Here is a 13517-nt window from a genome sequence, read left to right as displayed (position 1 = left end):
GGTTAATTGCGTTGGCATCGTCAAATTTCCACAGGACGATACCGTTCAATTCCGCTATCCTGATCATCTCGTTGTTTTCAAATATTTATCTGCTTTGCCGGATCGATTCTGACCATGCATCACAGCGTTCTGTTCGAGCTGTTCCTGATCCTTGCTGCGGCTGTGGTTGCAGTACCCATCGCGCATCGTTTGCGCGCCAATTCGATTATCGGTTTTCTGATCGGCGGATTTTGCATCGGGCCATTCGGGTTTGGACTGATTACCGAACGCGAAGACATTTCCACAGTTGCCGAACTGGGGGTTGTCTTTCTGCTGTTCATGATCGGGCTTGAACTGTCGCGCGAACGATTGCGCGTCATTGGCGGGCGGTTTGCCGCACTCGGCCTGTTGCAGATCCTGGTTTCAATGGCTGCGATCATGGGCGTTCTGGCGCTACTTGATCTGCCATTGGCAGCATCCCTTGTTATTGCCGGTGCGCTTGCCCTGTCATCAACCGCGATCATCCTGAAACAGTTGTCCGATGACCGACAGCTCAATACCCGTTTCGGGCGGGCCGCCCTTGCAATCCTTCTGGTCCAGGACGTGGCGGTTGGTCCGTTCCTGATCATGGTTCAGGCGGCGGGCAATGCCGGCACCGAAACCAGCCCGTGGATCAGTATTCTTCTTGGCTTCGGTTCTGTCGCCCTGCTTCTGGTCGCAGGACGATATCTTTTGCCGCATCTGTTTCGGTATATCGCGTCGCTTAAAAACCCGGAACTGTTTGCGATTGGCACCCTGTTCGTTGTTCTTGCCGCCAGCACCCTGACCGAGGTTTCCGGACTTTCGATGGCACTTGGCGCGTTCATTGCCGGTGTAATGCTGGCCGAAACCGAATTCCGTCATCAGATCGAAGCCGATATCGCGCCATTCCGTGGCGTTTTCCTGTCGCTGTTCTTTATGTCGGTCGGGATGTCGGTCAATGCCAATGTTGTCTATGAACAGTTTGGCAGTGTGCTGCTGTGGCTGATTGCATTGCTTGTCATCAAGACGGCCGTTCTGTTTGTCTTGTCCTTGGCGATCCGGTTCGAACGGGGTTCGGCCCTTCGTGTTGCGATGAGCCTGGCAGCAGGCGGTGAATTTGCATTCGTCATGTTTGCACTGGCGGCCCAGAATGGTGCAATTCCGCGCGATCTTGCTGCGATGCTGATCCCGGTGGTTGCCTTGTCGATGGCATTAACACCGACCCTAATCAATCTTGGCCACCGGATCGAGGAAAAGCTGCATCCCAAGGAAGACGACCAGCTTGGCCCGATCTCGGATGAAACCGAAGGCATCCACCAGCATGTTCTGGTCATCGGCAGCGGGCGTGTTGGCCGGGTTCTGGCGCGTCTTTTGAAAACCCGCGATATTCCGTTCATTGTTCTCGACAGTGATGCCCAACAGGTTTCGCGCGGCCGTGCAGAGGGACTTCCCGTATTCTTTGCCGATGGATCGCGCCCGGAAACATTCCGCGCCGCCCACACCGATGAAGCGCGCATTGCGGTTGTTGCCATGGGTAACCCGCATGCAACCGAAAAGACCGTTGCGCTTCTACGTCAGCATTATCCGCATCTCAAGATCTTTGCCCGCGCCCAGGACATCACCCATATTGGCCCGCTATCGCGCAGCGGGGCCGATGCGGCAATTCCCGAAGTACTGGAAACCGGCCTTCGGCTTTCGGATCATGTGCTGTCGGCCTGTGACGTGCCACAAGAAGACATTGATGCCGAAATCGCCAAGTTCCGGCGCGCCGACATGCTGTTGATGAACGAACTGGCGCCAAGGACCCAGCGTAAAAAAGCCCCGGAACCGGCACAAACAGCACCGGCATCAGACGTCGCACCAGCGACAACACCATCTGCGGCATCTGCGTCCCCGGCGACCGCGAAAACAACAAAGGCATCCGGCACGGCTGCGCAAACCGCAAAACCCAAACCGACGGCAAAGAAACCTGCGTCGCGTGCCACGCCAAAGAAAACAACCGCGCGCAAGGTTGCGACAAAACCCGCCGCAACCAAAACAACGTCGGGCAAAACAACGTCGGGCAAAACCACACCGGCCAAAAAAGCAGCGCCCCGCAAACCGGCGACAAAGACAGCGTCATCAGACAAACTGGCTACATCCCGGTCAGGCCGCACCACACGCGGCAAAACTAAAGACAGCTAAATGCAAAACCCCCGCTGCCTGTGGCAACGGGGGTTTTGTTTGATCTGATTGTCAGGATTTTTCCGACGAGCCATCCAACCAGCCAGCCAGCAGCCCGGCCTTGTGGCCGGATCAATCAGGCCGCAGTTTCCGAGTCCAGCGCATAGCCGGCCGCCCGAACCGTCCGGATGATGTCGCGGGTACCTTTGACATCATTCAGGGCCTTGCGCAGGCGGCGGATATGCACATCAACTGTACGGGTTTCGACATAAATGTTCGGTCCCCAAACAGCATTCAAAAGCTGCTCGCGGGAGAAAACACGCCCCGGATGTTCAAGGAAGTAGCGCAGAAGACGAAATTCGGTCGGACCAAGGTGGATGGCCTTGCCATTGCGGCTGACGCGATGGGCGGCAAGATCCATTTCGATATCGGAATAGACCAACTGCCCTTGTGGTTGCGCCGGACCGGATCGGCGCAGAAGTGCGCGAATACGTGCCAGCAATTCGCCAATCGCGAACGGTTTGGTGACATAGTCATCAGCACCGGTATCAAGCCCGCGAATGCGATCCCCTTCTTCGCCGCGCGCAGTCACCATGATGACCGGCAAATCCCGGCTTTCGGGCTTGCGGCGGATCTGACGGCAAACCTCAATCCCCGACATGACCGGCAACATCCAGTCCAGAAGGACAAGATCAACATGCGTTTCAGCAAGAATTTTCAACGCTTCGTCACCGTCACCGGCTTCGACAACCTGCATCCCCTCACGTTCGAGGTTGTAGCGCAACATGGTTACGATTGCAGCTTCGTCCTCGACGATAAGAACCGTTGGGTCCATCTTCCTATGCTCCAGTGTCACTCATTCGGTTCGACAACAGCAAAGTTCGCTGCATCATTTTTTGGCCGGTCGATTGCCGGCAGGTCTTCGCCCTTGATCCGGTAATAGATCGTTTCGGCGATGTTGGTGGCATGATCGCCAATACGTTCGATGTTCTTGGCGATGAACAGCATGTGGGTCGATGCCGTAATGTTGCGCGGATCTTCCATCATGTAGGTCAGCAATTCGCGGAACAGCGAATTGTACATGTCATCGACTTCCTGATCGCGCGCCCAGACGCGTTCCGCCTTTTCGGCGTCACCTTCGATATAGGCGTCGAGAACATCCTTGATGATTTCCTGGGCCAGCTTGCCCATGTTCGGGATCACCTGAACCGGACGGATCGGCGGGATCTGGTTCAGGACCTGGGCACGTTTGGCAATGTTCTTGGCCAAATCACCAATACGCTCAAGATCATTGGACAGCTTAAGCGCCGTCACGACCTGACGCAGGTCATCAGCCATCGGCTGGCGCAGGGCCAGAAGACGGACCGCAAAGTCCTGCACTTCCTGTTCAAGAACATCGATACGATGGTCTGAAAGAATGACTTTTTCAGCCAGTTCCGAGTCACGCTTTACAATAGAGCGGATCGCAGAGATCAGCTGACTTTCTGCAAGCCCGCCCATCTGCGAGATGATGTTGTTCAGACGGGTCAGTTCCTCGTCGAACGAACTCACGATATGTGTTTTGTCGTCAGCCATTTATGCGTTCTCCTCGTATCGCTTAACCAAAGCGACCGGTAATGTAACCCTTGGTGCGGTCGTCTTTCGGGTTGGTGAAGATCTGATCGGTTTCACCAACTTCTACCAGCTTGCCAAGGTGGAAAAATGCGGTCCGCTGCGATACACGCGCAGCCTGCTGCATGGAGTGCGTCACGATCACGATCGTGTAGTTCGAACGCAGTTCGTCAATCAGCTCTTCGACCTTTGCCGTTGCGATCGGATCAAGTGCCGAGCACGGCTCGTCCATCAAAATGACTTCCGGACTGACCGCGACCGCACGTGCGATGCAAAGACGCTGCTGCTGACCACCCGAAAGACCGGTAGCGGGCGATTGCAGGCGATCTTTTACTTCCTTGAGAAGACCGGCACGCTCAAGCGAGGTCATGACAATTTCATCAAGTTCGTCACGCGAATTGACCAGCCCATGAATACGCGGGCCATAGGCCACGTTGTCATAGATCGATTTCGGGAACGGGTTCGGTTTCTGGAACACCATCCCGATACGCGCGCGCAACTGAACAACGTCGATCCGCTTGTCATAGATATCGCGGCCATCAAGGGTCACCTTGCCATTGATGGTCACACCATCAATCGTGTCATTCATGCGGTTCATGCACCGCAGGAAGGTCGACTTGCCACAACCCGACGGGCCGATCAAAGCGGTAACCTGACGTTCGACGATATCCAGATTGACATCGAACAGCGCCTGGTTGTCGCTATAGAAAAGATTAAGGTCACGTGCCGTCATTTTCGGGCTTGCGACCGACGGCTCTGCCGTCATTGCGCTCTGGGATACAGCAGCCATTTTACCACTTCCGTTCAAATTTTTTGCGCAGATACACAGCCAGTCCATTCATCAGGATCAGGAAGGCCAGCAACACCATAATCGCTGCCGAGGTTTTCTCGACAAAGGCACGTTCCGGGCTGTCTGCCCAAAGATAGATCTGGACCGGCAGAACCGTTGCCGGATCAAGTGCACCACCCGGGATATCAACGATGAAGGCAACCATGCCGATCATCAAAAGCGGTGCCGTTTCACCAAGTGCCTGTGCCATCCCAATGATCGTCCCGGTCAGAATGCCCGGCATCGCCAGCGGCAGCACATGGTGGGTTACGGTCTGAACCGGCGAGGCACCAAGACCAAGGGCCGCCTGGCGGATTGACGGCGGAACCGCCTTGATCGCTGCACGCGACGCAATGATGATGGTCGGCAAGGTCATGAGTGCGAGCGTCAAGCCACCGACAACCGGGGCCGAACGCGGCAGATGCATGACATTGAGATAGACCTCCAGACCAAGCAGACCGAACACAATCGACGGCACAGCAGCAAGGTTGTTGATATTGACTTCGACAATTGTCGTGAACCGGTTCTTCGGTGCGAATTCCTCAAGATAGACCGCCGCAAGAACCCCGATCGGGAAGGACAGGGCCAAGGTCACAAGCAGGGTATAGAATGACCCGACAGCCGCCCCCCAGATACCGGCAAGTTCCGGCTCGCGGGAGTCACCACTGGTAAAGAAGCGGGCATGGAACTGCTTTTCGACCGCACCGTCTTCGACCAGCGCATTGTACCATCCGATTTCCTGGTCATTGAGACGACGGCTGCTTTCATCAACTTCGGCATCGATATAGCCTTTGTTGAGCATGTCGAAATCATCACCGGAAATCAGCCAGATCTTGCGAGTCTGCCCGATCAGGTTCGGGTTTTCCATAACCCGTTCACGCAGATCATAGGACGCACCACCTGACACGATGCCATACAGATCACGGCGATCGCGGCGGCTGGTTACTTCGGGGAACCGTTCACGCAGGGACTGCTTGATCAGGCCGTCAAAGTTGGCCTTGCCGATAACGGCCGGATCACCCGTCCTGTCCGGATCGATTTCCGCCGGATCAAAGTGAACTTCAAGCTGAATGTAGGTCTGGAAGAATGCGCTATAGCCTTTGGAGACAATAGAGAAGCCCAGAACAAACAAGGCCAGAAGCGCAACACCGATCGCGCTTAGTCCATAGATTTTAAAACGACGCTCAGCTGCGTAACGCTTTTTGATGTTACGTGCGATCTTCGGGCTGTCCCAGTCTACGGGCTTGTGCATTTTGTCCGAAATCACCTTTGCTGCGGCTCTGTCTTCCATAAGGGATGCCATATCAGTCATATTTCTCGCGATACTTCTGAACTACCTTAAGGGCAAATACGTTCAAGCCCAAGGTGACAAGGAAAAGAACCAGCCCCAACGCAAAGGCTGAGAGGGTTTTTGCACTGTCAAATTCCTGGTCGCCGACCAGAAGAGTAACAATCTGCACAGTCACAGTCGTCACGGCCTGAAGCGGGTTGACCGTCATGTTGGCAGCAAGACCTGCGGCCATCACCACAATCATCGTTTCACCAATTGCGCGCGACACAGCCAGAAGAACCGCACCGACAATCCCGGGCAAAGCCGCCGGGAAAATCACGTGGCGGATGGTTTCGGATTTGGTTGCGCCCAAACCATACGACCCGTCACGCAGCGATTTGGGCACCTGTGACATCACATCATCCGAAAGCGACGATACGAACGGGATGATCATGACCCCCATGACAAGCCCCGCCGCCAGCGCGCTTTCCGAACTGACATCAAGACCAAGGATCGCACCATTGTTACGCAGGAACGGCGCAACCGTAAGGGCTGCGAAAAAGCCGTAAACAACGGTCGGCACACCAGCCAGAATTTCCAGTGCCGGTTTGGCAACCGCACGGAATTTCGGGGATGCGTATTCCCCCATATAAATGGCCGAGAACAAACCGACCGGAACTGCAACACACATTGCAATCACGGTAATCAGAAGCGTACCGACAAACAGCGGAATGGCACCGAATGCGCCTTCGGATGCGACCTGGTCGGCGCGAATGGCCGTCTGCGGGCTCCATTCCAGACCGAACAGGAATTCAAGCGGGTTGATCTTGCTAAAGAAGTGCAGTGCTTCAAACAGAAGCGAAAACACAATTCCGACCGTCGACAGGATTGCAATCGCCGAACAGGCAATCATCACCCAGCGCGAAATGCGTTCGACATTGTTACGTGCGCGCAGTTCCGGCGAAATTTTGCGATAGGAAAGCGAAACCCCGATAACCGCACCACACAGCATCACGACAATCAGTGCTGCGTTGGCAATCGATTGCAAATTCGCAAGACGGCGACCGGCATCGACAACTTCGGGTGAAACAGTCAGATGCTGACCATTCCCCGCCGCAATCAACGAAATGCTGTTGAGTGCGAGCGACAGCTGACCGCTGTCTGATGTGATTTCTGCAGGCAGATCGGCAATGATCATCGCTTCGATGACCGATCCCTGGAACGTGTGCCAGACGAACAGCAACAGCAAAGCAGGAAGGCCGCACCACAGGGCAACATATGTCCCGTAATGAGCCGGAAGAGAATGAAGATTGCTGTAGCGTCCACCCGAAAGGGCAACGGCCCGCTGGCGCCCGAAATAGAAGGACAATGCACAAAGTGCAGCAACCGCGAGCAACAGGAAAGACAGGGACATTACGTTAAATCCGTTTGCCAGGTGAGCCTGTAGTAATCAGATGAGAGGCCAATAGGACAAAAACAATAAATTAATCAAGCCTGGAAACAAAGAAACCGATGGCAGCATTAGCCGCCATCGGTTGAAAGATCGCGTTACATGCTCAGCGGCGAAAGGTTCATCGCAGCGTTGCGTACAGCTTCACGCTCGGCGGCATCCATCGGGATCAGACCGCGGTCAGCAAGGTAACCTTCGTCACCGAATGCTTTGTCAGAGGTGAATTCTGCGAGGTATTCTTTCATACCCGGGATGGTGCCGACGTGTGCGTTCTTTACGTAGAAGTAAAGCGAACGCGAAACCGGATAGTCACCAGCCGAGATGGCTTCGAAGGTCGGCGAAACGCCTTCGATTTTCGAACCCTGAAGCTTGTCGCCATTCTGGTCGAGGAAGGAGAAACCGAAGATGCCAAGCGCATCGTGGTTTGCTTCAAGCTTCTGAACGATCAGGTTGTCGTTCTCACCAGCTTCAACATAGGCACCGTCTTCACGAACGCCGGCGCAAACTGCTTTGTGCTGGTCTTTGTTGCTGTCTTTCAGAGCAGCAATCGCCGGGAAGGCATCGCAAGCTTCTTCGAGTACCAGCTCGGTGAAGGCATCACGGGTACCGGAGGTCGGCGGCGGGCCGAGAACTTCGATTTTAACGTCCGGCAGGCTCGGATCGATTTCCGACCAGGTGCTGTAGAAGTTGTCTACAAGCGACTTGCCGTCTTTGGACGGAACGGTTTTGGCAAGCGCCAGGAAGATCTGTTCTTTGGTCAGATCGATTTCAGGTGCTTCGTTCGAGTTCGACAGAACGATACCGTCGTAACCGACTTTAACTTCGGTAACTTCGGAGATGCCGTTCTTTGCACAAGTTTCAACTTCGGACTTCTTGATGCGACGCGAAGCGTTGGTGATGTCCGGGTGCTGTTCGCCAACACCTGCACAGAACAGCTTCAAACCACCGCCAGAACCGGTCGATTCAATAACCGGGGTTTTGAACGAGGTGGTTTTACCGAATTCTTCTGCAACTGCGGTTGCAAACGGGAAAACGGTGGACGAACCAACGATACGAATCTGGTCACGTGCCTGGGCAGCGCCAGCAAAGGCAACGCTCATCAGCGCCGCAACAGCAAGAGTCTTCTTCATGGTATATTCCCCAATGGTTGTTCCACTTCGGAACGGTGCAACGATCTGCGAGGCGGACTCTAACGCTGGGTGCTTACGGTATTGTGTCGCTTTTGTTAACGTTATGTGACAACGTATCAGAGCAGTAAAAACGCCGTGATTTATCGATAAATATCAATGATATAAAAGAATCACGGCCCGGCAGAAATCACGTCAAATCCGACCGGTTTTCTGCCTTGGCGGGCCAATTGGCGACACACTGTAACAAAAACTGTCACATTTGATGGTTCCAGCTGATCGGGCAAAGATGCGGCCACACGGTTCAGGAATAATCCCGGCGCCCTCTTTACATGACAGGCAATCCACGCAACTGTGCATCAGGGACAGCAAAACGCCACCCGCACGACCGGGCGGCATCATCAGGAGAACGACATGAGCAACGCATCGATCGACGAGATTCAGGAACTGATCCAGAAACTGTCAGGGGAACTCGGCGAAATGTCCGAAGCAGCATCCCGGCATATCGATGATCTGCATGTCGCAGTAAATAACGTGGCATCCCACGTTCTGGCGATCGAGGCGATTCTGGCGCTTGTCGCGCAAAAGGTCGAAATTGACGATGCCGCCGCAATACAGTGGATTCGCGACAAGACGGCGGCATATGCCGAAGACGGCAACGAAGGATCAGCCGCCGAAGGCATCGCACAAAGCCTTTTGGGCAAGGAAGAATCCTGAGCCGGCATTAACCGACCCACACGCCAATTGACCAGTTCGTGATCGCGCATGACGATCCTTAAGTACAAAAAAAGACGGCGGGATTCCCCGCCGTCTTTTTATATTTCGCCTTCTTATAGTGCTGGCCCAGGGAAGTTTTCCCCGTAGCATCCGGACCGGGGTCAGGACGCCAGGCTTGCTTCGCCAATCCGGTCGCGCAGCTTTTCGGGCACCGGGCCACCCGCCGCCCAGTCAAGCAGCTGCACAGTATGAATGACCTTAAGGTCGTCGGTTTCAATCTGAACCATGCAGCCAATATTGCCCGTTGCCACCAGATCAGGTTGGGTCGCACGAATATTGCCGCGTTTGCGTTCCTGGAGTTTGCCCGCAATTTCGGGCTGCAACAGGTTATAGACACCGGCCGAGCCACAGCACAAATGGCCTTCGGCAATTTCAAGCACCTCATACCCGGCCATTTTCAAAAGATCGCGTGGCGGTCGGGTGATCTTTTGGCCATGCTGCATCGAACAGGCGGAATGATAGGCAACGCGCGGACCACCATGTGTGGCGTTGGCAAACACATTGTCTTCGATATCAAGCCCGGCAAGATATTCGGTGATATCCTTGGCCAAGGCAGACACCGTGGCGGCCTTTTGCGCATAGGCAGCATCATTGCGCAACATATGCCCGTAATCCTTTACCGTGGTGCCGCAACCAGATGCCGTAATGACAATGGCATCAAGCCCCTCGCCGTCGATTTCGGCACACCAGGCATCAATATTGCCTTTGGCCTGATGGTGGGATTTTTCTTCCTTGCCCATGTGATGGACAAGCGACCCGCAACAGCCCGCACCCTTGGCGACCACAACTTCGATCCCAAGCCGGGTCAATAGACGAACCGTCGATTCGTTGATTTCCGTTTCAAGAACCTGCTGGGCACATCCCGTCAAAATTGCCACCCGTCCCTTGCGCGGACCGATGGCCGGAATGATTTGCGGTTTGTCCACCCAGCTCGGCGGGGCCATGTGGCGCGCGCCCATTTTCACCATGCCCTTAAGACGCCCCGGCATCAGGCGCGCAAAAGGTGCCGCCATTTTTGCCCCGATCATCGACAACCGGAACAGGGTCGGGTTGGGCACGACAAACGCAAGCAGTTTGCGCAACAGACGATCGCCAAGCGGACGTTCATAGGTTTCTTCGATGTAGGCCCGCGCGTTGTCGATCAAATGCATGTAGTCCACACCCGACGGACAGGTGCTGGTACAGGACAGACATGACAGACAACGGTCCAGATGTTTTACAACCCGATCCGTTGCCGGCTTGTCATTTTCCAGCATGTCCTTGATCAGATAAATACGCCCACGCGGACTGTCGAGCTCATCCCCCAACGTTACAAAAGTCGGGCAGGTCGCAGTGCAAAAGCCGCAATGCACGCATTTGCGCAAAATCTGTTCGCTTTCGGCAAACATCGGATTTTCAAGTTGGGCGGTGCTGAAATTCGTCTGCATTACGCGCCCTCCGCAATCTGGGTGCCGGGCATCAGTCGTCCCGGATTAAGGATGCCTTCCGGATCAAAGTTTGCTTTGATCTTGGCATTGATGCGCGCAAGTGCAGGACTTTCTGGATGGAACACCGGCACTGTTTCACGCATCCTTTCAGGGGCCCGGACCAGATTGGCCTGCCCGCCTGCCATTTCTGCAATCTCGCGAATCCGGTTTGCCATCGCGTCGGCATCATCAAGCGCCAACCAGATCAAACCACCGGCCCAATCCATCATTGCCCGACCGCCCGTGACATCTTGCAACTGCGCGCACACATCACCGCCGATTGCCGGTGGAACCGACACCCGCCACAAAAGGCTTGCCGTCCCTGACGTTTCCACAAACGGTCTTACATCGGCAACATATTGCCAGACACGGTGGCTGTAGCTGTCAGCCAGTTCATGGGTTTCACCAAAAGATGCCAATGCCTTGCAAAGCGCCTCGGCCCGCCAGGCGACGGATGGCTTTGGTCCTTCGACCCGCAAGACAACAAGCCCCGACCCGAATTCAGAAGCCACCGGAATTTCAAGCCCGGCAATATCAGCCGCCGAAATCCAGGCCGCGCCGGAAACTTCGTTCTCGCTCCCCATCGCGGCAGTCATTGCCTTGCCTGCCTTTTTCGGATCATCACAGGCAACGATCACGGTTGCCGACTGTTCGTCACAGGGCATGACCTTCAAGGTCACGGTATGCATGACACCAAGCGTTCCGAAAGATCCCGACATCAGTTTGGACAAATCAAAACCGGTGACGTTTTTCATCACCCGGCCACCCGATTTGAAATCTTCGGCACGGCCTGACACTGCCTGGAACCCCAAAAGATGATCACGGGCCGACCCGACCTTGATCCGGCGCGGCCCGGCAAGGTTACAGGCAACAAGGCCGCCGATCGTTCCGGCATCCGGCGCGTTCCCGCTGCCAAGAAGTTCCGGAAAGTTTCCGGGTTCAAAATGGAATTGTTGGTTCTTTTCAGCCAAAGCAGCCTTGATATCGGCCAATGGCGTCCCGGCATGGGCCGATATCACCAATTCTTCGGGCTCATAAAACAGAATTCCGGACAATTTCGAACAATCAAGCACCGCATTGGTCTTTACGGCATGTCCAAACGCGCGTTTTGATCCTGATCCGATGATTTCAAGCGGGGTCCGGGAACCAAGCGCCCAGCCAACGGCATCGCGCAGTTGTTCCGGGGTGGTGGGTGTCAAAATTTCCGCCATGGCGGTCTCTCTTTTCCTCTCCTGAACCAGACATGCCGGATTTGCGGGAAACGACATGCTGATATTTGGCTTTATTGTTGCGTCTTATGATCGACGGTCTTGTTTGAATTCCGACCTAGAAGCGCGGGATATCCGGGAATTTGTCGGCGACGGCCTTGGCATGAAGTGTCTTGAGCTCGCCACAGCCATGCAAGGTCGGGAATACCTTGCCCGGATTAAGAAGCTGATCCTCGTCAAAGGCCATCTTGATCCGTTCCTGATGCATCATGTCGTCTTGGGTGAACATTTCGCCCATCAGATCACGTTTTTCGACGCCGATGCCATGTTCGCCAGACAGCACGCCGCCAACCTCGACACACAGTTTCAGGATGTCGGCACCGAATGCCTCGGCCTTTTCAAGATCGCCGGCCTTGTTGGCATCAAACATGATTAGCGGATGCAAATTGCCATCACCGGCATGAAAGACGTTGGCAACGCCAAGGCCGTGTCGCTTGGACAATTCCTGCATCCCGGTCAGGACTTCGGCCAGACGGCCGCGGGGGATTGTGCCGTCCATACACATATAATCGGGGGAAATGCGCCCGATGGCCGGAAATGCGTTCTTGCGCCCCGACCAGAACAGAAGCCTTTCTTCCTCATTCTCGGAAATTCGTGAATAGATCGCGCCACAATCGGTCGCGATCTTGCCAACCCGATCAATCAGGTAATCAACTTCGACCTGGGGTCCATCCAGCTCGACCAGAAGCAATGCCTCCACATCCAGCGGATATCCCGCATGGACGAAATCCTCGGTCGCCTTGATCGCCGGGGCATCCATCATCTCAAGGCCGCCCGGAATGATGCCGGCGGCAATGATGGCGGCCACGCATTTACCGCCTTCTTCCGATGAATTGAACCCAAGCAACAGCGCGCGTGCCGTTTCGGGTTTACGCAAAATACGAACCGTGACCTCGGTTACGATGCCAAGCAACCCTTCGGATCCGGTGATCAGACCAAGCAGGTCATATCCCGCCTGATCCAGGCCCTTGCCGCCGACGCGCAGGATTTCGCCTTCGATCGTGACCATTTCAACGCCCAACACATTATTGGTCGTCAAACCGTATTTCAGGCAATGCACGCCGCCGGAATTTTCGGCGATATTGCCGCCAATCGAACAGGCAATCTGGCTGGACGGGTCCGGCGCGTAATAGAACCCCTTATGTTCGACCGCGCGGGTAATCCCCAGATTGGTGACACCGGGCTGCACAACAGCCGCCCGGTTGTTCCAGTCAATTTCAAGAACGCGGTTGAACTTCATCATCGAAATCGTGATGGCATCAGCCATCGGCAAAGCCCCGCCGGAAAGTCCGGTACCGGCCCCGCGCGGGACAATGCGCACCTTGTTTTCGTGACAATATTTAAGAATGGCTGCGACCTGCCCGGTATTTTCGGGCAGGACCACAATCATCGGGAGCTGGCGATAAGCCATCAACCCGTCACATTCATAGGGCCTGAGCTGATCCTCATCGACGATTACGCCGCCGGTTGCGGGAACAATGTCACGCATGGCCGCAATAATGTCCTTGCGACGCGCAAGTGTGTTCTGGTTCGGCTCAGGCATCCTAAGCATCGGT

At 55.1% G+C, this 13517-nt stretch carries 11 protein-coding genes; 2 read left to right on the top strand and 9 right to left on the bottom strand.

The features are described from left to right. Positions 1 to 114 precede the first annotated feature (114 nt). Positions 115 to 2184, top strand: coding sequence for a cation:proton antiporter (locus tag SIB88_RS04195; protein WP_412557428.1), 2070 nt, complete (start codon positions 115 to 117; stop codon positions 2182 to 2184). Positions 2185 to 2299: 115 nt separating this feature from the next. On the opposite strand, the gene phoB is transcribed toward SIB88_RS04195, so the two are convergent. The 6 genes from phoB to SIB88_RS04165 all read right to left on the bottom strand — a co-directional run bounded on the left by phoB (position 2300) and on the right by SIB88_RS04165 (position 8453). Beyond that, positions 2300 to 2998: a phosphate regulon transcriptional regulator PhoB gene (gene phoB / locus SIB88_RS04190; protein ID WP_101245355.1), complete on the bottom strand. Its 699-nt coding sequence runs from the start codon at positions 2996 to 2998 to the stop codon at positions 2300 to 2302. 17 nt (positions 2999 to 3015) lie between these two features. After that, positions 3016 to 3738 (bottom strand): phosphate signaling complex protein PhoU, encoded by a 723-nt coding sequence (gene phoU / locus SIB88_RS04185; protein ID WP_101245354.1) that lies wholly within the window; start codon positions 3736 to 3738, stop codon positions 3016 to 3018. Between the two features lie 22 nt (positions 3739 to 3760). Beyond that, positions 3761 to 4564 (bottom strand): phosphate ABC transporter ATP-binding protein PstB, encoded by an 804-nt coding sequence (pstB, locus tag SIB88_RS04180; RefSeq protein ID WP_170310064.1) that lies wholly within the window; start codon positions 4562 to 4564, stop codon positions 3761 to 3763. 1 nt (position 4565) lies between these two features. Continuing rightward, positions 4566 to 5855, bottom strand: a complete 1290-nt coding sequence (pstA, locus tag SIB88_RS04175) for a phosphate ABC transporter permease PstA (RefSeq protein ID WP_228194620.1) — start codon at positions 5853 to 5855, stop codon at positions 4566 to 4568. A gap of 52 nt (positions 5856 to 5907) precedes the next feature. Further along, positions 5908 to 7287 (bottom strand): phosphate ABC transporter permease subunit PstC, encoded by a 1380-nt coding sequence (gene pstC / locus SIB88_RS04170; RefSeq protein ID WP_101245352.1) that lies wholly within the window; start codon positions 7285 to 7287, stop codon positions 5908 to 5910. Positions 7288 to 7421: 134 nt separating this feature from the next. Next, entirely contained in the window at positions 7422 to 8453 is a 1032-nt protein-coding gene (locus SIB88_RS04165; RefSeq protein ID WP_101245351.1) for a PstS family phosphate ABC transporter substrate-binding protein, read from the bottom strand. A gap of 411 nt (positions 8454 to 8864) precedes the next feature. Here SIB88_RS04165 and SIB88_RS04160 point away from each other — a divergent pair, with 411 nt between their 5' ends. Then, positions 8865 to 9167, top strand: coding sequence for a hypothetical protein (locus tag SIB88_RS04160; RefSeq protein ID WP_101245864.1), 303 nt, complete (start codon positions 8865 to 8867; stop codon positions 9165 to 9167). Positions 9168 to 9328: 161 nt separating this feature from the next. On the opposite strand, the gene glcF is transcribed toward SIB88_RS04160, so the two are convergent. From glcF to SIB88_RS04145, 3 genes are all read right to left on the bottom strand, one after another. Continuing rightward, a complete protein-coding gene (gene glcF / locus SIB88_RS04155; RefSeq protein WP_412557427.1) occupies positions 9329 to 10654 on the bottom strand; it encodes a glycolate oxidase subunit GlcF in 1326 nt (441 codons plus the stop codon). Beyond that, the gene (gene glcE, locus SIB88_RS04150) at positions 10654 to 11904 is read right to left on the bottom strand and encodes a glycolate oxidase subunit GlcE (RefSeq protein WP_412557426.1); all 1251 of its coding nucleotides are present in this window, start codon (positions 11902 to 11904) and stop codon (positions 10654 to 10656) included. The genes glcF and glcE overlap by 1 nt, the downstream gene beginning before the upstream one ends. 115 nt (positions 11905 to 12019) lie before the next feature. Then, positions 12020 to 13504 (bottom strand): FAD-linked oxidase C-terminal domain-containing protein, encoded by a 1485-nt coding sequence (locus SIB88_RS04145; RefSeq protein WP_412559396.1) that lies wholly within the window; start codon positions 13502 to 13504, stop codon positions 12020 to 12022. Between the last annotated feature and the right edge of the window lie 13 nt (positions 13505 to 13517).

The organism is Thalassospira sp. MIT121401, from assembly GCF_047125595.1.
In the GTDB taxonomy this organism is placed as follows: Bacteria; Pseudomonadota; Alphaproteobacteria; order Rhodospirillales; family Thalassospiraceae; genus Thalassospira; species Thalassospira povalilytica.
This window is presented reverse-complemented; position numbering and strand designations above follow the sequence as displayed.

What these genes read in the sequence shown, in the direction of transcription:
- SIB88_RS04145 (WP_412559396.1), bottom strand. Translation starts at nt 13,504, where the DNA reads ATGCCTGAGCCGAACCAGAACACACTTGCGCGTCGCAAGGACATTATT.
- phoB (WP_101245355.1), bottom strand. Translation starts at nt 2,998, where the DNA reads ATGGACCCAACGGTTCTTATCGTCGAGGACGAAGCTGCAATCGTAACC.
- SIB88_RS04160 (WP_101245864.1), top strand. Translation starts at nt 8,865, where the DNA reads ATGAGCAACGCATCGATCGACGAGATTCAGGAACTGATCCAGAAACTG.
- SIB88_RS04195 (WP_412557428.1), top strand. Translation starts at nt 115, where the DNA reads ATGCATCACAGCGTTCTGTTCGAGCTGTTCCTGATCCTTGCTGCGGCT.
- pstC (WP_101245352.1), bottom strand. Translation starts at nt 7,287, where the DNA reads ATGTCCCTGTCTTTCCTGTTGCTCGCGGTTGCTGCACTTTGTGCATTG.
- pstA (WP_228194620.1), bottom strand. Translation starts at nt 5,855, where the DNA reads ATGCACAAGCCCGTAGACTGGGACAGCCCGAAGATCGCACGTAACATC.
- SIB88_RS04165 (WP_101245351.1), bottom strand. Translation starts at nt 8,453, where the DNA reads ATGAAGAAGACTCTTGCTGTTGCGGCGCTGATGAGCGTTGCCTTTGCT.
- glcF (WP_412557427.1), bottom strand. Translation starts at nt 10,654, where the DNA reads ATGCAGACGAATTTCAGCACCGCCCAACTTGAAAATCCGATGTTTGCC.
- glcE (WP_412557426.1), bottom strand. Translation starts at nt 11,904, where the DNA reads ATGGCGGAAATTTTGACACCCACCACCCCGGAACAACTGCGCGATGCC.
- phoU (WP_101245354.1), bottom strand. Translation starts at nt 3,738, where the DNA reads ATGGCTGACGACAAAACACATATCGTGAGTTCGTTCGACGAGGAACTG.
- pstB (WP_170310064.1), bottom strand. Translation starts at nt 4,564, where the DNA reads ATGGCTGCTGTATCCCAGAGCGCAATGACGGCAGAGCCGTCGGTCGCA.